At 76.7% G+C, this 20,720-nt stretch carries 17 protein-coding genes; 8 read left to right on the forward strand and 9 right to left on the reverse strand.

Going from position 1 to position 20,720, the window contains the following annotated elements:
- Window positions 1-220 precede the first annotated feature (220 nt).
- A complete protein-coding gene (locus K1J50_RS09265; RefSeq protein ID WP_220117425.1) occupies window positions 221-1,084 on the reverse strand; it encodes a hypothetical protein in 864 nt (287 codons plus the stop codon).
- 1,454 nt (window positions 1,085-2,538) lie between these two features.
- Here K1J50_RS09265 and K1J50_RS09270 point away from each other — a divergent pair.
- The gene (locus K1J50_RS09270) at window positions 2,539-4,146 is read left to right on the forward strand and encodes a glycosyltransferase family 39 protein (protein ID WP_220117426.1); all 1,608 of its coding nucleotides are present in this window, start codon (window positions 2,539-2,541) and stop codon (window positions 4,144-4,146) included.
- Window positions 4,147-4,530: 384 nt separating this feature from the next.
- The gene (locus K1J50_RS09275) at window positions 4,531-5,331 is read left to right on the forward strand and encodes a YdcF family protein (protein WP_220117427.1); all 801 of its coding nucleotides are present in this window, start codon (window positions 4,531-4,533) and stop codon (window positions 5,329-5,331) included.
- Between the two features lie 109 nt (window positions 5,332-5,440).
- Here the strand turns inward: K1J50_RS09275 and K1J50_RS09280 are convergent, their stop codons facing one another.
- The 3 genes from K1J50_RS09280 to K1J50_RS09290 are packed head-to-tail and all read right to left on the reverse strand — an operon-like array spanning window position 5,441 to window position 10,091.
- A complete protein-coding gene (locus tag K1J50_RS09280) occupies window positions 5,441-8,062 on the reverse strand; it encodes an MMPL family transporter (RefSeq protein WP_220117428.1) in 2,622 nt (873 codons plus the stop codon).
- On the reverse strand, window positions 8,052-9,710 hold the full coding sequence (locus K1J50_RS09285; RefSeq protein ID WP_220117429.1) for a CopD family protein: 1,659 nt from the start codon (window positions 9,708-9,710) through the stop codon (window positions 8,052-8,054). Before K1J50_RS09285 ends, K1J50_RS09280 begins: the two co-directional genes overlap by 11 nt.
- A gap of 15 nt (window positions 9,711-9,725) precedes the next feature.
- Window positions 9,726-10,091, reverse strand: a complete 366-nt coding sequence (locus K1J50_RS09290; protein WP_220117430.1) for a copper resistance CopC family protein — start codon at window positions 10,089-10,091, stop codon at window positions 9,726-9,728.
- A 257-nt stretch (window positions 10,092-10,348) separates the two neighbouring features.
- Here K1J50_RS09290 and ispH point away from each other — a divergent pair, with 257 nt between their 5' ends.
- Window positions 10,349-11,305: a 4-hydroxy-3-methylbut-2-enyl diphosphate reductase gene (ispH, locus tag K1J50_RS09295; RefSeq protein ID WP_220117431.1), complete on the forward strand. Its 957-nt coding sequence runs from the start codon at window positions 10,349-10,351 to the stop codon at window positions 11,303-11,305.
- A 7-nt stretch (window positions 11,306-11,312) separates the two neighbouring features.
- A complete protein-coding gene (gene hpnH / locus K1J50_RS09300; protein WP_220117432.1) occupies window positions 11,313-12,464 on the forward strand; it encodes an adenosyl-hopene transferase HpnH in 1,152 nt (383 codons plus the stop codon).
- Here hpnH and K1J50_RS09305 read toward each other — a convergent pair.
- The 4 genes from K1J50_RS09305 to hpnA all read right to left on the reverse strand — a co-directional run bounded on the left by K1J50_RS09305 (window position 12,381) and on the right by hpnA (window position 17,378).
- Window positions 12,381-13,097 carry a phosphorylase family protein gene (locus K1J50_RS09305; protein WP_220117433.1) on the reverse strand — a complete coding sequence of 239 codons (717 nt, stop codon included), beginning with the start codon at window positions 13,095-13,097 and terminating at the stop codon, window positions 12,381-12,383. The genes hpnH and K1J50_RS09305 overlap by 84 nt on opposite strands.
- Entirely contained in the window at window positions 13,094-15,082 is a 1,989-nt protein-coding gene (gene shc / locus K1J50_RS09310) for a squalene--hopene cyclase (protein ID WP_220117447.1), read from the reverse strand. Before shc ends, K1J50_RS09305 begins: the two co-directional genes overlap by 4 nt.
- A gap of 137 nt (window positions 15,083-15,219) precedes the next feature.
- A complete protein-coding gene (locus tag K1J50_RS09315; protein WP_220117434.1) occupies window positions 15,220-16,386 on the reverse strand; it encodes a glycosyltransferase in 1,167 nt (388 codons plus the stop codon).
- Window positions 16,383-17,378, reverse strand: coding sequence for a hopanoid-associated sugar epimerase (gene hpnA / locus K1J50_RS09320; RefSeq protein ID WP_220117435.1), 996 nt, complete (start codon window positions 17,376-17,378; stop codon window positions 16,383-16,385). Before hpnA ends, K1J50_RS09315 begins: the two co-directional genes overlap by 4 nt.
- 94 nt (window positions 17,379-17,472) lie before the next feature.
- On the opposite strand from hpnA, the gene K1J50_RS09325 reads away from it, so the two are divergent.
- Window positions 17,473-18,132, forward strand: coding sequence for an ABC transporter substrate-binding protein (locus K1J50_RS09325; protein ID WP_220117436.1), 660 nt, complete (start codon window positions 17,473-17,475; stop codon window positions 18,130-18,132).
- A gap of 216 nt (window positions 18,133-18,348) precedes the next feature.
- Here the strand turns inward: K1J50_RS09325 and K1J50_RS09330 are convergent, their stop codons facing one another.
- A complete protein-coding gene (locus tag K1J50_RS09330; protein WP_220117437.1) occupies window positions 18,349-19,215 on the reverse strand; it encodes an MlaA family lipoprotein in 867 nt (288 codons plus the stop codon).
- A 274-nt stretch (window positions 19,216-19,489) separates the two neighbouring features.
- Here K1J50_RS09330 and K1J50_RS09335 point away from each other — a divergent pair, with 274 nt between their 5' ends.
- From K1J50_RS09335 to K1J50_RS09345, 3 genes are all read left to right on the forward strand, one after another.
- Entirely contained in the window at window positions 19,490-19,831 is a 342-nt protein-coding gene (locus K1J50_RS09335) for a tRNA-binding protein (protein ID WP_220117438.1), read from the forward strand.
- 8 nt (window positions 19,832-19,839) lie between these two features.
- A complete protein-coding gene (gene gpt / locus K1J50_RS09340; protein WP_220117439.1) occupies window positions 19,840-20,337 on the forward strand; it encodes a xanthine phosphoribosyltransferase in 498 nt (165 codons plus the stop codon).
- 130 nt (window positions 20,338-20,467) lie between these two features.
- Window positions 20,468-20,632 carry a transposase gene (locus tag K1J50_RS09345; protein ID WP_220116431.1) on the forward strand — a complete coding sequence of 55 codons (165 nt, stop codon included), beginning with the start codon at window positions 20,468-20,470 and terminating at the stop codon, window positions 20,630-20,632.
- Window positions 20,633-20,720 lie beyond the last annotated feature (88 nt).

A 20,720-nucleotide genomic window follows, 5' to 3' on the forward strand; every position in this document is an offset into this window, starting at 1 on the left:
GCGGCCGCCTGCGGTCCCCTGGCCGCGGGGCGGAGGAGGGCGCGCCGGAGCGCGCCTTCGCCGGGCCGCTGTCGCGCAGGCCTGCCGGCGTCGTGGCCCCGTGCCGGACGCGCCGTCGTTGCCGCGGGCGAGCGGAGGCGAGGCGGCGCGCCATGCCGGAGGTTTCCGCTGGCGGCCGCCGCGCCTCGTCCCAGGGCCGGAGCGACCGGCCGCCGGTCCCTCAGGCGCGCTCGGCGGCGGCGCCGGCGGTGACGAAGCCCTCCACTAGGTTGGCGGCGGCGAGCTGGGCGCGGCGCCACTCGGCCAGCTTCTCGCCGCGCACCATCAGCGTGACCGACAGGCCGGGCCGGACGTCGAAGGTGAGGGTGCAATTCGCGCCCGGATCCACGGTCGCGGTCTGCCAGGAGAGCGGCATGTTCGCCGGCGTCTCCTGCAGGTCGCGGGGCGAGCGCGGACAGCGGCCATAGACCAGCTGCCCGCTCGCCACGCGCTCCCCGAACTCGAGCGAGCCGCCGGGCTGTCCGCGCGGGCCCGCGGGGGCGGTGAAGAAGCGGACGCCGTAGGGATCGCCGCCGCCGACCGGCGTCAGCCTGCGCCGCACATCCGCCCATTGCTGCTCCGCCGAGGTGCGGTTGGCGGTGACCACCATGGTGAAGGAGTCGCGGCAGCGGGGGCGGGTCTCGATGCAGCGCCGCGAGGCCTCCGAGCCCGGATTCTCGGGGTCGGCCCAGGCGAGATAGGCGACGAAGCCGCGGGAGCGGCGCGCCGCGTCCGCCCGGTTGCCGCCCAGGAGGTGGCTGGGCACGGCGAGACGATGCGGGCCGACCTCCAGCACCTCGGTCGCGGCCGGGCCACTCCAGGCCTGCTGCCCCGCGTGCAGGGGCCGTGGCGCCGGGCTGGTCGGCCCGGTGCCGCTGTTCGGCCAGACCTCGCCGAGCACGACGCCCAGGAAGAAGGCGAAGACGCCGCCGAGGAGCCAGCGCAGGCCGTGCCTGGCCTCCTGGGCGGCGCCGGGATCGAGCTCCCGGGCAAGGGGCACCTGGATGACGTTGTGATGCTCTGCCGCCTCCCGGGAAGTGCGCACGTTCCTTATCGCCATGACGCACCACCTCCGGCGCCGCGAGGGACTCGCCCCTGGGCTTGGCGCGCGGCCCTCTGCCCGCGCCCCCTGGCGGGAGCGGTGGAGGGGAGGATCCCGTCGGGGGGCGGTATTCTCCTCATCGTCCCTGCCTGAACCCGGGGGGAGGGCGGCCGAGGCTGCACATCAACCAGGCAGCGATTAGTTTGGATATCACGAATTTTGGGGAGGGTGCAGGTGAGAATGCAGACCGCATCGTGAATTTAAACAGTCCGCACCGAACGGCTCGTACCGACATTTCCGCCGACATGGCCTGGATGTCACACTGTTGCTTGCACGCAGCGGAGTCCTGACGAAAGTCCAGACCGCTCCCGACCCGACAGCACGAACAATTCGTCGCCATGACGATCGGCCGCCCGGTCGCCGGCGGCCGGCAGGCGTCGTTGGGGATGGCGCGTTCCCCGGGGTTCCGTCCCGGGACACAGGCCGGGGTGCCTTCCGCCCCGCCTCGACGGCTGCGGGGAGACGTTCGCCCCGCTCCGGTCGCGTCCTCCCGTTCCTGCCGCGAGGGCCGATCGTGTGCGCGCCGGGCGACGGCCGTGCCGTGTCCGGTGCGGCCGGACGGGAGCGGAGCGCACGGGGCAGGGCTGCGACGGAAAACGAGACGGCCCACGCGAGGTGGGACGTCGGCGCGGCGGTTCCTCCTCCGGCCGGAACCGTCCTGGCCCTCGGCCTGCAGGCCGTCCCCACCCCGGCCCGCCGGGGCGGCCGGTTGCGGCGCAAGCCGGCATCGGCGGCCCTTCGCCTCGCCGCCCTCGCAGGGCGCGTGTGCTGCTGCGGCTGGGTTTCCGCGCCGCCGGGCGCCCGCGGCGAGGGCCGCCGATGGCGCCGCGGCGGCCCCTGCTGGTCGGGTCCGGCGGCGGACTGTACACCTTCGCCGACAGGGCCGAGGGGCGCAGCCGGCGCCCCGATCCGGCCGGACGGGGGGCGGGGGACCGGCCATGCGACCGATCGGGGTGGACACGCCTGCGGCCCGGAGCGCCGCCGATCCGGGCGCCTGCCGGACCTTCCCGCCCGCCGAGCGGGCGCGCCGCGATCTCGATCTCCGCGCCACGGCGCGGCGCCGCGAGGACGCGCCGCGAGGCGGTGACGGGCAGCCTGCGGCCGGAGCCCCGCGGCCGGCGGATCCCCGGCCGCCACGTCGCCCTGCAGGCGCGCACCGCCTTCGGGGCTGGCGCGGAGCCGGAGCGCCGGCGCGACACCTGCCGCGCCGTGGCGTCGCGCACGGTGCGCGGCGGCATCCGCGGCCGGAACCGTGACGCGCGCCGCCGCGCCTTCGGGCGCCGCCAGGCCGCGGCGCCCGGCCTGGTCCGCGCGGACCGGCGCGGCGAGCCGCGCCGGTCGCGATCGCCGGACGCCACACCGCCCGGCGCCCGCCCGCCCTGCCCGTCCGGGTGGCCATGAACCGGGGTGACGTGCGGCCGGACCGCGCCGCCGCGGACGGGGCGGAGGACGCGCCGGGGGGCGTGGCGGCGGCGCGGGCCGGATCGCGCCTTCTCGCCGCCGCCGCGCCGCTGCTCCTGCTCGCCGCCGCGCTGGCGCTGCGTGCGCTCGGCTTCGTGCCCGCGGTGATCGACACCGACGAGGGGCTCTACATCCTCCAGGCGCGCGCCTGGCTGCGCGGCGACGGCTGGCCGCTCGCCGCCGTCTGGGACATGCATCCGGTCGGCGCGCCCGCCCTGTTCGCGCTGGCGATGGCGCTGCTCGGCGAGAGCCTCGGCGCGGTGCGGCTGTTCGGCGCGATCGCGGTGGCGCTGACCGGCTGGGCGCTCCACGGCGCGGCGCGCGCGGCCGGGGCGCCGCGCGCCGTGGCGCTCGGCGCGGGGCTGCTCTACGCCGCCTACAGCGTCCGCCTCGGCGGGCTCGCGACCAACACCGAGCTGCTGCTCGCGCCCTTCGTCGCGGCGGCGATGGCGATCGCGATCCGCGCCGCCGGGCGCGCGGCCGAGGGGGACGGGGCGGCGCCGCGCTGGGGCGAGATCGTGGCGATGGGGCTCCTGGTCGGCGCGGCGCTGACGGTGAAGCCGGTGGCGGCGCCGGAGGGGTCGCTCGCCTTCCTGCTCCCGACCCTGCCGGCGTGGTGGCGCGGCGCGCTGCCCTGGCGGCGCGGCCTCGCCATGGCCGGCGCCTACGCCGCGCTCTGCGCCGCGCCCACCGGTCTGTTCGCGCTGGCCTACGCGCTGCACGGCGCGTTCGCGGCGTTCCTCGACGGCTCCTTCCTCGCGCCGCTGCGCTATGCGGGCGGCCGTGCGCCCCTCGACGTCGTGGCCTGGCAGGTCGGGACGGCGCTGCTCGTGCTCACCTGGCTGCTCGTCTTCGCCGGGCTCGCGCTGCTGGTGCGGCACGGGCGCGGCGCGGCGGGCTGGTTCCGGCGCCTGACCGCGATCGGCGCGCTCTGGTTCGTCGCCGCGACCCTCGCCGTCGTCATGCCGGGCATGTATTTCGACCACTACTTCCTGATCTGGCTGCCGCCGCTCTCCCTGCTCGCGGCCGCCGGCGCCTGGTGGCTGGCCACGGCGCGCATCGCCCCGCTCGCGCGCCGGGCGGGCCTGGTCGCCTTCGCGCTGCTGATCGGCGCGCTCAGCGTGAACTCCTGGCTCGGCGACGCGGTGCCGCGGCTGCGGCGCGGCATCGGCCTGCGCGAGCCGGATCCGGTGCGCGAGGTCGCCGCCGCGCTCGCCGCCACGGTGCCGCGCGGGGCGCCGGTGCTGATCGCCAACTACCATCCGGTGGTCTATGCGCTGGCCGATGTCGGGCTCGCCACGCGCTATGCCTTTCCGGCGCAGCTTACCGGCCCCTACGGCGCGGTCGCGGGCATTGACATGGACGCCGAGGTGGCGCGGGTGCTCGGCGCGCGCCCCGCGGCGATCGTCGTGGACCGCGGCTGGTGGACGGCGATGCGTCCGGCGGTGCGGGGGATGGTCGAGGAGGCGCTCGCCGCCGGCTACGAGCTCGCCGCGACCGTGCGGGAGGAGCGCGGGCCGGTCGAGATCTGGCGCCGGCGCTAGGGCCGGTCGCGGGCGGCGGAAAGCGACCGGAAGCGTGGACCGGCCCGACAGGCGACGCGCCGGGGCCGCCGCAGCGGGCACGGCCGAGCGGAAGCGGCCCTGGAGCCGGTTTCGCACGCTCCGGTTCGCCGCGACCGCCCTCGCCCGGTGTCTGCCGGACCGATCCGCGCTCCCGGCCGCCTGCCCCGTCCGCGGCCGGCTCTCGGGGGACCGCTCTGGCCAGCGCCGGGCGGCCTCGCTAAAGCCGTTTCCGCTCGGCCGTGCGCGCGGCAACGGCTCCGGCGCGTTGGCTGGCGAGCGGATTCGCGCTCCCGGCCGTTTCCCGCCGTCCGCGATCCGCTCTAAGGGGGCGCCGCGACGCCGCGCCGATGCCGGGGGCCGTCCGTGTCCGAACAGCTCAGCTACGTGCTCTCTAAGGTGCTCTGGTTCCCGCTGCGGCCGGGGACCCTGGCGCTGCTGCTCGGCTGGCTCGGCCTCTGGGCGCTGTGGCGGCGGCGGCGCTGGGGGCGCTGGCCGCTGCTCGCCGCGCTCGGCTTCTATACCGCGATCCTCGCCACGCCGCTCAGCCAGTGGGTGCTGATCCCGCTCGAGGAGCGCTTCCCCCGCCCGGCCGAGGCGCCGGCGCGGGTGGACGGCGTCGTCGTGCTCGGCGGCATGGTGGACCAGAACCTCACCGAGGCGCGCGGCCTGCCGGCGCTGAACGGCGCGGCGGAGCGGCTGACCGAGATGGTCGCGCTGGCGCGCCGCTACCCGGAGGCGCGGATCGTCTTCACCGGCGGCCAGGGCTCGCTGGTGCATGGCGGGCTGACCGAGGCGGATGTCGTGCGCTCGCTGCTCGCCGCGCTGGGCGTGCCGGAGGCGCGCGTGACCTACGAGGACGCCGCCCGCAACACGCACCAGAACGCGGTGCTGACGCGCGTGCTGGTGCGGCCGCGGTCGGGCGAGACCTGGCTGCTCGTCACCTCGGCCAGCCACATGCCGCGCGCGATGGGCGTGTTCCGCAAGGCGGGGTGGGAGGTGGTGGCCTGGCCGGTGAACTACCGCACCGGCCGCAGCCTCGCCGCCTGGTACGACGCGCCCTTCCCGGAGCGGCTGGCGCAGTTCGAGACCGGGCTGCGCGAGTGGCTCGGCCTCGTCGCCTACCGGGCGATGGGCCGCACCGACGCGCTGTTCCCGGCGCCCTGACGGCGGCGGCGGGCGCTCCGGATCCCCGCCGCTCCGGAGCGGCCCGTGCGGGCGGGAGGCATCGAACCGGTGCCGGCCGGCCGGGAGGGGCGGCTCCCCCCGCCGCCGCTCACCGCCGCGGCCGGGCGAAGAGGCGCAGCATCGGCGGCAGGGTGACGAGGACGGCGAGGAGAATGCAGGCGAGCGAGAGCGTCAGCAGGACGCCCATGCTCGCCGTGCCGGGATGCGAGGAGAGGATCAGCGTGCCGAAGGCGCCGAAGGTGGTGAGGGTGCTGAACAGCACGGCGCGCGTCAGCCCCGTCGCGAGCAGGCTCCGCCGCCCGGCCTTCCAGGCCGCGACGTAATACACGTCGAACGCCACGCCGATGCCGAACAGCAGCGGCAGGGCGATGATGTTGGCGAGGTTGAGCGCCGGCCCGAACAGCGCCGTGATCGCCAGCGTCATCAGGCCGGCGAGGCCGAGCGGCGCCAGGGCCAGCACGACGAGGCGCAGGTCGCGCAGCGCGGCCAGCAGCAGCGCCGTGACCAGGGCCAGGGCGAACGCGCCGGCCTGGAGGAAGGAGCGCAGGATGCTCGCCGAGGCCTCCAGCATGGATACCGGCGGGCCGCTCGCCTCGGGCGCCACCGCCTGCACCGCGCGCGCGAAGCGGCGCAGCACGCGGTTGTCGTCGGAGAGGTCGCGCGGCGCCACCTCGACGCGGGCGCGGCCGTCGGGCGTCAGCCAGTCGCGGCGCAGGTCGGGCGGCAGGTCCTCGGGCCCGAACGGCTCGGTCACGGCGAGCGCCTCCGCGAGGCGGTCGAGGGTGTCGCGCAGGCCGGGCAGGAGCGCCGCGGCCAGCCGCGCGCGGCCCTCCGGCGGACCCTCCGCCACGGCGCGCAGGGCGGCGGCGGCGCGCGCGACGTTCGCCGCCTCGCCCCGGCCCCGGGCTGCCCTCGCCAGCGCCTCGGACGCCGCGGCCAGGGCGCGCGCCACGGCCGCGTCCGTCGCCGGCGGCGCGGCCGCCGCCTCTGCGGCCGCGAGGCTCGGCCCGAGCAGCGATGCGGCGTCGGCGATGAGCGCGAGCTTCTCCTCCTGGTCCGCGGGGACGAAGCTCAGCAGGGTGCGCGCCTGCCCGACCTCGGGCAGCGCCTCGAGGCGCGCGGCCAGCGCCGCCGCCGCCTCCAGGCTGGGGGCGAGCACGTCGAGCGTGTTCGGCGTCGTCTCGATGTCGCGCATCAGGTCGCGGATGGTGGCGACCGATTCCTTGCGCGCATCGCGCAGGTTCATCGGGTTGAAGTCGAACGGCACGCGCGGCAGCAGCGCGAGGCAGCCGAGCGCCAGCAGCAGCGCCGCCGTGACCACGGCGCGCGCCCGGCGGACCAGCGCCGCCTCGATGCGGCCGAGGACGGCGAAGCCGATCGGTTCCGCCTCGCCCGGCGCCCGGAACAGCAGCAGCAGCGCGGGCAGCAGGGTCAGGCTCAGCAGCCAGCCGACCAGCATGCCCGTGCCGGCGATCACGCCAAGCTCGGAAACGCCGCGAAACTCGCCGGGTGCCAGGGCGAAGAAGCTGCCCGCGATGGCCAGCGCGGCGAGCAGCATCGCCGGACCGGCGCTGTGGCCGGTGGCCCGCAGCGCCTCCTCGAGGCGGTCGCCGAGCAGGTGGCGCTCCTCGCGGTAGCGCACCGCGTACTGCGCGGTGAGGTCCTCGCCGAGGCCGATGAACAGCACGGCGAAGGCCACCGAGAGCAGGTTGAAGGCGCCGAAGGCGAGCAGCCCGAAGGCGCCGGTGAGCACCAGGCCGGCCAGCACGGTGAGCAGCACCGGCGCGATCACCCGGACCGAGCGCAGGGCGAGGAACAGCAGCGCCGCCTCGAAGGCGATCGAGAGGGCGGTGGTCAGCGTTGCCGATTCGCCGAGGGTGGCGAACTCGTCGTCGGAGAGCACGACCGGCCCGGTCAGCCGGACCCGCACCCCGGCATCCTCGGTCAGCCCCAGCCGGGCGATCTCCGCGCGGATGGCCTCGGTCGCCGCGGCACCGGGCGAGAGCGCGGAGAAGTCGAGCACCGGCTGGACCAGCACGAAGCGCCTGAGCGCCAGCCGCGAGGGCGGCCGGTCGGTCAGCAGCGCGGTCCAGTCGAGCGGCGCCACCCGCCCGGCGCGCGCCGCCTCGGCCGACCGCGCCAGCGCGCCGAGGGGGCGGTCGAGACTGGCGAGCGTCGTCTCCCCGCGCGCCACGCCCTCGGCCATCAGGTCGAGCGCGTGGGCGACCCCGCGCAGCGTGGGGTCCGCGGCCAGCGTGCCGAGCAGGGGCTGCGCCTCGATCAGCCGCTCGGTGGTGGCGCGCAGCTCCTCGAGCGGCAGGTAGAGCAGGGCGTGGCGGCGGAAGAACGCGCCGGCGCCGGGCCGGCGGACGGAGCGGAACAGCTCCGGTCGCGCCCGCAGCGCCGAGTCGAGCGCCGCCGAAGCGCGCTCGGCGACGTCCGGCGTGACCCCGTCCACCACCGCCACGATCAGGTCCTCGCGCTGCGGGAAGGCCGCGGACAGCGCCTCCTCGGTCTGCCGCCACGGCAGGTCGGGCGGGAACAGCTTCACCACGTCGGTGTCCATGGCGAAGTTGCGCACGAGGTGGAGCCCGCCGGCGAGGACCAGGACAAGGCAGGCCAGCGCGACCGCGCGCGGCCGGCGGCAGGCGAAGCCGACCAGCGCCGTGCAGAGCCGTTCGAGGAGCGGCCCGGGCCGTTCAGGATTCACGGTAGAAGGTCAGGATCGTGCCGACGAGGATCAGGCAGGCGGGCCAGATCCAGCGCGCCGGACGGGCCAGCGCCTCCGGCCCGCGCAGTTCGGTCCAGCGGGCGCAGCCGCCGGCCACCGCGAGGACCGCGAGCGGGAGATGCGAGAGCTCGACCAGCAGCGCCTCCTTCCGGTCGGCGATGGCGTGGGAATGCGCGAGCAGCAGCACGCCGCCGGCGACCATGGCGAGCGGGAAGACAAAGCGCGCGCCCATGTTGCGGAGTCGTCCCAGGCGCACCCCCCATTCCGAGAGCGCGAACGCCGCCACCAGCAGCCCTGCGAGCTTGTGCTGGACCACCTCGGGATCGCGCAGGGCGGTAATTAGGTCGATGGGGCCGAGGGGCCAGACCTCCGGGTCGGAACGAACCAGGATGAAGCCGGCGAGGCCGAGGAAGACGAGCGGCCAGTGTCGCGCGAGCGGGATGCGCCGGCTCGCGTCGAGCAGGGCGGCGAGGCCGACCAGCAGCACGAGAAGCCCGGACCAGTTGTGGTTGTATTCCGACCACGCGACGTTCTGCGCGTTGCGCGGCGGCGGCTCGCCCGCACCGGGCACGTAGCCGGCCGGCGCCCGGGCTGCCGGGGTCCGCCGCGCCTCCTCCTCGAGTCGCGCCTGCAGCGCGGAAATGGCAAGGGTGGCGTGGTCGGGGCCGACGAGGCGGGGCGCGCGGGGCGTGAAGCGCTCGACGATCTCGGCCAGGGTGAGGCGGTCCTCGCGCAGATCCACCGCCGGTGGCAGCGAGGTGATCGAGGCGGCGGCGGCGAAGACCGCGAGCCCGAGCGCGATCTCGCACTCGACGAAGCGCCGGACCAGCGGCAGCCGCCTGCCGGCGGCATCGTCCGCCCGGTGCAGCAGCAGGAAATTCGCGCCGCCGAGGGCGAGCAGGAGGGCGAGCATCGCCGCCTTGGTCATCGCCATCGCGCCGTAGGCGGTGCCGTAGAGCGCCTCCGGCTCGCCCAGGTAGCCGTCCCAGAACCCGACCACCCCGAGCAGGACCAGCCCCGCTCCGGCCGCCGCCTGGCGCGAGTAGGCGCGGCCGACCTGCCGTGCGGGGGCGGGCTCCAGCCGGCGCAGGGCGTCGAGCAGCGGCGGCAGCCCGCCGAGCCAGAGCGCCGCGCCCGCCTGGTGCGCCAGGGTGGCGAGGAACAGCAGGCCGCGCCCCTCCGGCCGCGCGACGGCGTGGCTGCCGGCGGCCGCGGCGGCGAGCAGGGCGAGCGCCGCGGCGCCGAGCGCGGCGCGGCGCCAGCCCGGCGGCGCGGCACGCGGCGCCGCGAGCGCCGCCAGAACCAGGGCGGCGCCGAGCATGGCCCCGCTGGCCTGCACCGGCGCCGCCCCGAGCGAATCGCCCACCGGCCGTCCCAGCGTGCCGGCCAGGACCACGGCCTGGAGCGCCGCCGCGGCCAGGGTGACGACCAGCGTCGCGACCGCTCCGCGCAGGGTCCAGCGCCGGGCGAGGGCGAGCAGCAGCGCGCCCTCCGGCCGCGCGGCGCCGCGCGGCGCCGCGATCAGCGCCAGGACCGCCGCGCCGCCCGCCAGCGCCGCGCGCGCGGCGTCGCCGGCGGCGTCCAGCAGCACCGCGCCGAACCCGTAGATGTCGAGCAGATACTCCACGGTGGCCGCGCCGCGTCAGGGCGCCGTGGGGGGGACCACGGTGAAGCGGATGTCGCCGCGGGTGATGTGGCCGTCGAGCGCCAGGACCTGCCAGCGCAGCCGCCAGGCGCCCGGCGTCAGCGGCGGGGTGCGCGCGGCGAGGACCACCGGCTCGGCCCCGGGCGGTGGCGCCGGCGCCAGCGGGACCTCGGCGCCGTCCGGGCCGATCGCCACCAGGCGGCAGCGGGCATGGTCGATCCGGCTGTTGAAGCGCAGCCGGACGGTCGCCGGGCCGGGCGGAAGCCTCGAGTCCGGTGCCGGCTCGGAGGCGAGCACGACGGCATGGGCATGGGCGCGGCGGCCCGCCGGCGGAAGCGCGAGCGCCGCGGCGAGGGCGGGCACGAGGCCGCGCCGCCGGCAGGGAAGGGGGCGCCGGGGCCGCGGCGAGGCCACGATCCGGGGGGAATTCAGAGTCGACAGGTCAGGAAATCCTTTTCAAAGACGCATCCGGACCGGCATGTTCGCCTGGCCGGCGAGGGCCCGCCGCCCTGCCCCGTTACCACGGGGCGCCGGAGATGCGAATGTTGCGGATGCCGTGACGGGGCGATGGTAGAGACCGACCGGGGCGCGGCCTGCGGCGCCCGATGGGGGGGTGAGGCATGCGGGTGATCCTGGCGCAGCCGCGCGGCTTCTGTGCCGGCGTCGTGCGGGCGATCGCGATCGTCGAGCGCGCCATCGAGAAATACGGGCCGGGCGTCCATGTGCGCCACGAGATCGTGCACAACCGGCGCGTGGTGGAGGAGCTGGAGCGCCGCGGCGCGATCTTCGTCGAGGAGCTCGACCAGGTGCCGCCCGGCGCGGTGACGGTGTTCAGCGCCCATGGCGTGGCGCGGCAGGTGGAGGCGGAGGCCAGGGCACGCGGCCTCGACGTGCTCGACGCCACCTGTCCGCTGGTCTCCAAGGTGCACAACGAGGGCCGCCGCTACGCGGCGCAGGGCCGGGCGGTGATCCTGATCGGCCATGCCGGCCATCCGGAGGTGATCGGCACGCTCGGCCAGATCGACGGCGAGGTGCATCTGGTGGCGGACGCGCAGGACGTGGAGCGGCTGCCGCTGCCGCGCTCGCGGCCCGTCGCCTACGTGACGCAGACGACGCTCTCGGTGGACGACACGCGCGCCACCATCGAGGCGATCCGGGCGCGCTTCGACGACGTGGTGGGGCCCGACACGCGCGACATCTGCTACGCCACCCAGAACCGCCAGCAGGCGGTGCGCGCACTGGCGCGCCAGTGCGACGTGCTGCTGGTGGTGGGGGCGGCCAACAGCTCCAACTCGAACCGGCTGCGCGAGATCGGGGCGGAGCAGGGCGTGCCGTGCCACCTGATCCCGGACGCCTCGGCGCTGCGGCCGGAATGGGTCGCCGGCGCGCGCACCGTCGGCATCACCGCCGGCGCCTCCGCGCCCGAGAGCCTGGTGCAGGAGCTGGTCGAGGCGCTCGGCCGCATCGCCCCGGTCGAGGCGGTGAGCACGCTCGAGGGCGTGGTCGAGAACGTGCACTTCCGCCTGCCGGCCGCGCTCGAGCCGCGCGCGGCGGAAGCCGCGGCGCCGGCGGAATAGGCGCGCCATGGGCATTCCCCTCGCGCAGCAGCTCCGCATCGGCGCCTACATCCTGCGCCAGCGCCTGAAGGGGCGGACGCGCTATCCGCTGGTGCTGATGCTGGAGCCGCTGTTCAGGTGCAACCTTGCCTGCGCCGGCTGCGGCAAGATCGACTATCCCGACCCGATCCTGGACCGCCGCCTCTCCTACGAGGAGTGCATGGAGGCGGTGGACGAGTGCGGCGCGCCGGTGGTGGCGATCGCCGGCGGCGAGCCGCTGCTGCACAAGGAGATGCCGCGCATCGTCGAGGGGTGCCTGGCGCGCGGCAAGGTGGTGATCCTCTGCACCAACGCGCTGCTGCTCGAGAAGCAGCTCGACAAGTTCAGGCCGCATCCGCGCCTCACCCTCGACATCCACCTCGACGGCGACCGCGAGCAGCACGACTGGGCGGTGAGCCGGAAGGGCGTCTACGACCGCGCGGTGAAGGCGCTGAAGGCGGCGCGCGAGAAGGGCTTCCGCGTCGCGATCAACTGCACGCTGTTCAACAACGCCGACCCCGATCGCATGGCGCGCTTCTTCGACGACGTCACCGCGATGGGCGTGGACGCCATCATGGTCTCGCCGGGCTATGCCTACGAGCGCGCGCCGGACCAGGAGCACTTCCTCAACCGGCGCCGCACCAAGGAGCTGTTCCGGGCGATCTTCGCCCGCGGCAAGGGGCGCGGCTGGCGGTTCGGCAACTCGCCGCTGTTCCTCGACTTCCTCGCCGGCAACCAGAGCTACCGCTGCACGCCCTGGGGCAACCCGACGCGCAACGTCTTCGGCTGGCAGCGCCCCTGCTACCTGCTCGGCGAGGGCTACGCGAAGAGCTTCCGCGCGCTGATGGAGGAGACCGACTGGGACGCCTACGGCACCGGCAACTACGAGAAGTGCGCCGACTGCATGGTGCACTCCGGATACGAGGCGACGGCGGTGATGGACGCGGCGCGGCGGCCGTGGAAGGCGCTGTGGGCGGCGCTGCGGGGGCCGCGCACCGCGGGGCCGATGGCGCCCGAGATCCCGCTCGAGGGCCAGCGCCCGGCGCGCTACGTGTTCTCACGCCATGTCGAGCAGGCGCTCGCCGAGGAGGAGGAGCGGCAGAAGCGCGGGCGCGCGGCACCCCAGATCGCGGCCGAGTAGCGCGGCCGCGCGCGCGAGCGCGGCGAGCGCCGCCCGGCTGCGCCGGGCAAGGCGGAGCAGGTCCGCGAGGTCGCCGGGGCGGCGCGCGAGCGCGCACAGCACGCCGAGCGGGGCGGCGCGGCCGTCGGGGGCGACGCCGGCGAGGGCCGCGGGCGGGATGGGTTCCGCGGCGGTGTCGGCGACGGCGCGCAGCGCGGCGAAGGGAACGCCGCGCGCCGCGGCGAAGGCGGCAGCGGGCTCCGATTCGAGATCCACGGCGAGCGCGCCGGTCGCCGCACGCAGCGCGCGCTTGGCCTCCGGCGTGGCGGCGACCGCTCCGGCGCCGGCGAGCGGGCCGCGCCGCGCCCCGGTGACGGCGGCGAGCCGGGCGGACCAGGCGGGATCGGCCGGATGGACCGCGCCGCAGGCGCTGCGGATCTCGGTGGCGGCGAGCAGGGTGCCGGGACCCAGCGCCGGATCGAGGGCGCCGGCGAGGCCGAAGCTGAGCACCGCGCCGGCGCCGCCCCGGGCCGCGAGCAGCCGCGCCGCCCGGCGCGGATCGCCCCCGGTGCAGACCACCGCCACCCCCTCCGGCAGCAGCGCCGCCTCGCGCCGCAGGCCGACGACGACCAGGAGCGGCGCGGGCGGCGTCACAGCCCGTGCGGCACCGCGCGCGAATTGCCGCGTCGCAGGCTGCGCAGCCGGGCCAGCGCCCAGAGCGGGAAGATCTGGGGGTAGCCGTGGTAGCGCAGATAGAACACGCGCGGGAAGCCGGTGCCGGTGTAGGCCTCCTCCGGCCAGGTCCCGTCCGGCCGCTGGGCGCGCAGCAGGAAGGCGGCGCCGCGCTCCACCGCCTCGTCCTGCACCGCGCCGGCCGCCATCAGCGCAAGCAGCGCCCAGGCGGTCTGCGAGGCGGTGCTCGGCGCCGCGCGCGGCCGCTCCGGGCCGAGCGCGTAGCTCGCCCCGTCCTCGCCCCAGCCGCCGTCGGGGTTCTGGTGCGCCTTCAGCCAGGCGACCGCGCGCCGCAGCGGCGGCGCCTCCGGCGGCACGCCGGCCGCGTTCAGCGCCGTCACCACCGACCAGGCGCCATAGACGTAGTTCACGCCCCAGCGGCCGTACCAGGAGCCGTCGGACTCCTGCTCGCCGAGCAGCCAGTCGCGCGCCCGCGCCAGCGCGGGGTCCTCCGGCCCGCGGCCGAGCTGGGCGAGCAGGGCGAGGCAGCGGCCGGTCACGTCCGCGGTCGGCGGGTCGAGCAGCGCGCCGTGGTCGGCGAAGGGGATGTTGTTGAGCGCGTGGTGCTCGTTGTCGGCGTCGAAGGCGCCCCAGCCGCCGCCGCGCGACTGCATGCCGCGCACCCATTCCTCGGCGCGCGCGATCGCGCGGTCCACCTCGGGGCCGCGCAGCAGGCCGGAGCGCCGCGCGCGGTCGAGCGCGAGCGCGACGGCGGCGGTGTCGTCCACGTCCGGATAGTGGGGGTTGGCGTACTGGAAGGCCCAGCCGCCCGGCCGCACGCCGGGGCGCTGCCAGGCCCAGTCGCCGGCCACGTCCAGGACCTGGCGCGGCAGCAGCCAGGAGAGGCCGGCGCGCGCGGCCTCCGCGGCGCGCGGCTCGCCGGTCTCGAGCAGCGCGTGGCAGGCGAGCGCGGTGTCCCACACCGGCGAGAGGCAGGGCTGGACGTAGATCTCGCCGTCGGCGCGCTCGGTCACCAGCTTCTCGATCGCGGCGCGGGCGGCGAGCAGGCGCGGATCGTCCGCCGTGGCGCCGAGGCAGCGGTACATCAGCAGCGCGTTGACCATGGCGGGGAAGATGGCGCCGAGGCCGTCCTCGCCGTTCAGCCGCTCGGTGACGAAGCGCTCGGCGAGCGCCTCGGCGCGCCGGCGCGGCCCGGCGGGGAACAGGCGCTGCGCCGGCTGCAGCACCCGGTCGAGGGCGCGGAACAGGCCGGCCCACGGCTCCCTCTCGTGCCCGCCGCCGGGCCAGCGGCGCACCTGCTCGGGCGGCACGAGGAACAGCTCGCGGACGCTCACGCCGCGCGGGTTGGCGGCGCGCGGGCGGTGCGCCATCACCACCAGGAGCGGCACCAGCACCGTGCGCGCCCAGTAGGAGATCTTCGCGATGTGGAACGGGAACCACCGCGGCAGCAGCATGATCTCCGGCGGCATCACCGGCACCGCGCGCCAGGGCACCTCGCCGAACAGGGCGAGCGCGATGCGGGTGAAGACGTTGCAGCGCGCCGCGCCGCCGGCGGCGAGGATCGCCTCGCGGGCGCGGCGCATGTGCGGCGCCCCGGGGTCGTCGCCGATCAGCCTGAGGGCGAAGTAGGCCTTCACGCTGCAGGAGACGTCGAGCGCGCCGCCGTGGAACAGCGGCCAGCCGCCGTGCTCCGGCGACTGCAGGCGGCGGAGGTAGCGGGCGAAGCGGGCCTCGCGCTCGGGCGGGTCGGGCTCGCCGAGGAAGTGGCGCAGCAGCACGTATTCGGCCGGGATGGTGGCGTCGGCCTCGAGCTCGAAGGCCCAGTGCCCGTCCGGGCGCTGGGCCGCGAGCAGGGCGGCGGCGCCGCGCGCGATCGCCGCATCGAGCGGGTCGCGGCCGAGGAGGTCGGCCGGCGCGGCAGGCGCCGCCGAGGAAAGATCCTGGATCTTCGACACGCTGGTCCGTCCCTGGGCCGGCCACCATAGCCCGGGGCGCGAGCGCGCCGGAAGGGACCGGGGGCGGGGAACGCCCAAGGGATGGCCGCCGCGGCTGCGGCGCGCGCCGCCGGACCGGCGCGACGGGATCAGCCGTCGGCGGCGCGCGACGGATCCGCCCGCGGCCCCGGCTCGCCCTTCCACAGGCCGCCGCGCCCGCGCGCCTCCTGCCAGGCCGAGTCCAGGGTGAACAGCATGTAGGCCGCGGCGATGCCCGGCAGCGCCAGGCTCCAGGCCGGCGAGAGCCCGTAGAAGCGCGCGATCGGGACGAAGGCGCCGGCCATGGCGAGCCAGCCCGCCGCGCCGAGCGTGCGCGCCGCGCCGGCGCCCGAGAGGGCGAGCGCCGGCGGCGCCAGGAACACGAGCGCCAGCGCGAGCAGCATCCCTGCCAGCGCCAGCGGACGGTAGCCGAGCTGTGCATAGGCGGTGCGCGCGACCATGCGGCGGATGCCGCCCACGCCGGCATAGCCGCGCAGGCTCGCCACGCGGTCGGTGAGGCCGATCCAGATCGGCCCCACCGCCTTCATCCGCCGGGCCAGCGCGCAGTCGTCGATGATCGCGCCGCGGATCGGCTCGAGGCCGCCGGCGCGCTCGAAGGCGGCGCGGCGCAGCAGCACGCAGCCGCCGGCGGCGGCGGCGGTGCGGGCGCGGGGGTCGTTAGCCCAGCGGAACGGATAGAGCATCTGGAAGAAGAACACGAAGGCCGGGATCAGTGCCCGCTCGGCCGGGCTTTCGCACCGGAGCCGCGCCATCAGCGAGACCAGCACGGCGCCGCCCGCCTCCGCCCGCGCCACCAGGCGGCGCAGGCTGTCCGGCGCGTGACGGATGTCGGCGTCGGTGAAGAGCAGGTAGTCGGCGGGCGGCGCGCCGGCGAGGCGGGCCAGGCCCTGGCGCAGCGCCCAGAGCTTGCCGGTCCAGCCGGCGGGGCGCGCCGCGCCGCGGACGACCTCGAGCCGCGGGTCGCCGCCCGCGGCCGCGCGCGCGGCCGCGGCGGTGCCGTCGCGGCTGCGGTCGTCCACCACCACGATCCGCAGCGGTCCCGGATAGTCCTGCGCGAGAAGGCTCGCGACGGTGGCGCCGATCGTCTCCGCCTCGTCGCGCGCCGGGACCACCACCGCCACCGCGGGCCACCTTCCGGCCGGCTCCGGCAGCGAGGCGGCGTCGCGGTCGGTGACGTCGCAGCGCCAGAAGCCGCCGCGGCCGAGGAGCAGCACCGCCCAGGCGAGGGCCGCCGCGAGCGCGACTGCGAGGCTCATCGCGCCAGCATCCCCTGCGCGCGGAACCAGGCGAGGGCGTCGTCCACCCCCTCGGTCCAGGGGCGCGCCCGGTAGCCCAGTTCGCGCTCCGCCTTGGCGCTGGAGAAGAACATCCGCCGCGCCGCCATGCGCAGCCCGTCGCGGGTCAGCATCGGCTCGCGCCCGGAGAGGCGTGCCCAGCCCTCGGCGGCGAGCGCGAGCGGCCAGAGCGGGGCGCGCGGCAGGCGCACCGGATCGCGTCGTCCCGCCCGGCGCGCGATGTGGCGCAGCAGGTCGCCGAGCGCGACGTCCTGGCCGCCGAGGATGTAGCGCTCGCCGACCGCGCCGCGCTCCAGCGCCGAGACGCAGCCGGCGGCGACGTCGTCGGCGTGGGCGAGGTTGAGGCCGGTGTCCACATAGGCCGGCATGCGGCCGCGCGCGGCCTCGAGGATCACCCGCCCGGTCGGCGTCGGCCGCCGGTCGCGCGGCCCGACCGGGGTCGAGGGGTTGACGATCACCGCCGGCAGGCCCTCCTCGCGCACCATCGCCTCCACGACGCGCTCGGCGAGGGTCTTGCTGCGCTTGTAGGGGCCGATCGCCTCCTCCGGCCGGGCGGCGTCGGTCTCGTCCGCCGGGGTGCCGTCGGGGCGGGGCTTCAGGGTGGCGACGCTGCTGACGTGCACGACGCGTTCCGCCCCGGCCGCGAGCGCCGCCCGCATCAGGGCGCGGGTGCCGGCGACGTTGACCTGCTCCATGCGGGCGGGGTCGGGGACCCAGAGGCGGTAGTCGGCGGCGCAGTGGATCACCGCCGCGCAGCCGGACGCGGCGGCGCGGAGCGAGGGGGGATCGAGCAGGTCGCCGGGCACCACCTCCACCTCCAGCCCTTCGAGCAGCAGGCGGGGGGTGCCGGGCCGGACCAGGGCGCGCACCGGCCGGCCGGTCGCGCGCAGGGCGCGCGCGATGGCCGAGCCGAGGAAGCCGGTGGCGCCGGTGAGCAGCACGCGTTCGGGCATGGTCTCCGCGGGGCGGGGGCTCCGCCGCAGGTGTCGCCGGGGGCGGTGCCGGTGTCCAGTCTCGCGCGGCGCCGCCCGTGCTATGCCCCCGGCCATGATCCGTCCCGATCCACGCCGCCGCCCCGTCCTGCTCGGCGCCGCCGCGGCCGCCGCCTGCGCCGCCGCCCGGTTCCGTCGCGCCGCTGCCCAGGCCGGCGGCGCAGCCGCCGGTCCGGCGGCCGACCCGGTCGCCGTCGTCGAGCGCTTCCACGCCGTGCTGCTCGACGTCATGCGCCATGCGCGGCAGCTCGGCCCGCGCGGCCGCGAGCGGCGCCTGCGGCCGGCGATGGAGGCCGCCTTCGACCTGCCCGCCATGGCGCGGATCGCCGTCGGCCCGGCCTGGACCCGGATGACCCCGGCGCAGCAGGCGGCGGTCGCGGAGGCCTTCGCCGACTGGTCCGTCGCCACCTACGCCGCCCGGTTCGACGGCTACTCCGGCGAGACCTTCACCACCCACGGCGTGACCGAGTTGCGCGGCGGCGACCGGCTGGTGCGCACGACGCTGAACCGGAGCGACGGCGAGCCGGTGCAGCTCAACTACCTGCTGCGCCAGGGCGCCGATGGCGCGTGGAAGATCGTGGACGTCTACCTGACCGGGACCATCAGCGAGCTCGCCTCCCGCCGGGCGGAGTTCGCCACGATCCTGCGCGAGGGCGGGCCGGAGCGCCTGGCCGCCGAACTCCGCCGCCGCAGCGAGGCGTTGCTGCGCGGCTAGCGCCGTTTCCGCTCGGCTGTGCGCGCGGCAACGGCTCCGGTCTGCTGTCTGTCGGGCGGATTCGCGCTCCCGGTCGGTTCGGGCCCTCCGCGATCCGCTCCGGCGCCGATCGGGGACGGCCGGCCGGGCGCGGGACCGGCCCGGACAGGGAGCGGGCGGCGTCGGCGCGGACGCCGCCGGGCAGGACGGCGCGGGGCCTTCGCGGCGCCTGGCCGGTCAGCGCGGGCCGGACCCCGCTCCCGGCCCCGCGGGCGGGGGGCGGGTCGCGCCGGGATCCTCCAGCACCTGGGGCGGCGCCTCGCCGGGTTCGGCCGCCCCGCCCGCGGCGAGGGAGCGCCGCAGCTCGGCCGCCCGCCGCTGGCGCCAGATGCTCCGCAGCCGCGCATAGAGGTCGAGCGATTCCTCGCGCAGCCTCTCGAACGACTCGATGTTCTGCTCGCGCAGGTCGAGCCCGGCCACGGCGCCGCGGGCGAGGTTCGCCTCCCACGGGATCAGCCAGTTGAGCGGGTTGAGGAAGCCGTCGCCGACCAGCCCGACCGTGTCGCGCACGCTCGACGGCCCGGCGATGGGCAGCACGAGATAGGGCGATTCGGCAATGCCCCAGACGTAGAGCGTCTGGCCGAAATCGCCGGTGCGCCGCGCGATGCCCCAGTCCGTCGCGACGTCGAACAGGCCGCCGAGCCCGACCGTCGAGTTGAAGAAGAAGCGCATGGTGGTGTGGCCGGCGTCCTCCAGCCGGCCCTGCAGCACGTTGTTCACCAGCACGCGCGGCTCCTCGAGGTTGTCGAGGAAGCGGCGGATGCGCACGCGGGCGAATTCCGGCACCACGGCGCGGTAGGCGCGGGCGGCCGGCAGGATCACCGCGTCGTCCACGGCGAGGTTGAAGTCGAGCACGCCGCGGTTCAGCCGCTCGTTCGGGTCGCCGGGATCGGTCGGCTCCTCGTCGGCCGAGGCGGCCGAGGCGCCGCCGGCGGTGCCGTTGCCGTTCCCGCCGGCGGTGGCGCAGGCGGCAAGCGGACCGAACAGCAGGATCAGGAGCAGCCCGCGGAGCAGGCCCTGGTGGAGGGATCGGGGCAGACGCATCACATAACCATAGCGGATCGTACGGAAAATCGGGCAAGCGCGAAACGCGGCGGGGACGGATGCGGCCCGCGCGGGACGGCCGTCGGGCGGGGCCGGTCCCCCTGCCGGGCGCCGGCCGGCGGGCGCCGCCGGGCAATCCCGCTCCGGCGCGGGCGGGTCCCGGCCGGACGGCGCCGCCCCGCCCGGGTGGCGGGCGAGCCGGGCGCGCCCCCCGCCGCCGATTTCGATTCGCCCGGCCTTCCGGCTCCCCCGCCCGATGGGCTAGATCCTGTCCATGGCCGGGCAGATCACCACCGAGGATTTCGAGCGGGTCGAGATCCGCGTCGGCACCGTCGTGGACGCGCAGCCCTTCCCGGAGGCACGCAAGCCGGCCGTCAAGCTGTGGGTGGATTTCGGCGCCGCGCTGGGGGTAAGGCGGTCCTCGGCCCAGCTCACCACCCATTACACGCCGGACCGGCTGATCGGGCGGCAGGTGCTGGCGGTGGTGAACTTCCCGCCGCGCCGGATCGCGGGCTTCGAGAGCGAGGTGCTGGTGCTCGGCGTGCCGGACGAGAACGGGGCGGTCGTGCTGATCCGGCCCGACTTCAAGGTGCCCGACGGCGGGCGGCTGTTCTGAGGCGCCGCATGTCGCCCGCCTCGCCGCGCTACTACACCGTCACCTGGGACCAGCTGCACCGCGATTCGAAGGCGCTCGCCTGGCGCCTGGTCGGCCTGGGGCCGTTCCGGGGGGTCATCGCGATCACCCGCGGCGGGCTGATCCCGGCCGCGATCGTGGCGCGGGAGCTGGAATGCCGGGTGATCGAGACCGTCTCCGTGCTGACCTACGAGGAGGAGGCGCGGGGCGCGCCCCGCGTCGCCAAGCTGCCCGCCGCCGCGGGCGACGGCGCCGGCTGGCTGCTGGTGGACGACCTGGTGGACACCGGCACCACCGCGAAGGTGGTGCGGGCGCTGCTGCCGAAGGCGCACTTCGCCACGGTGTACGCGAAGCCCCAGGGCCGGCCGCTGGTGGACACCTTCATCACCGAGGTCAGCCAGGACACCTGGATCCTGTTCCCCTGGGACACCGAGCCGCAATTCATCGCGCCGATCGCGAAGGCGCGGGCCGACGGCGGCGCGCGCTAGAGACGGCCGCGGACGGCAGGCCCGGGCCGTGGCGGCGGGCACGGCCGGGCGGGAACGGCGCTAGGGTCTGTACCCAATTGCCGTGGGAACGGTGCGGTGATTCGCCCTGCCCAACGGCGGGAGATGAAGGGTGTCGCGCCTGTTCGGGCTGAGCGACGTGCCGTGGGCGGCGAGCGAGCCGCATCCGGCGATGGTCCACACCGGGCCGCGGCGCGTGGACGACCGGCGGGGGATCGGCGGCATCGTGCACCGTTTCCGCGAAGGCTGCCGCTGGCGCGCCCTGCCGCCGGAATAGGGGCCATACGCCACCGTCTTCAACCGTTGGAACCGCTGGAGCCAACGCGGGCTCTGGCAGCGCATCCTCGCCGCCCTCGTCGCCTGCG

Origin of the sequence: Caldovatus aquaticus, from assembly GCF_019458025.1 — a bacterium.
GTDB lineage: Bacteria > Pseudomonadota > Alphaproteobacteria > Acetobacterales > Acetobacteraceae > Caldovatus > Caldovatus aquaticus.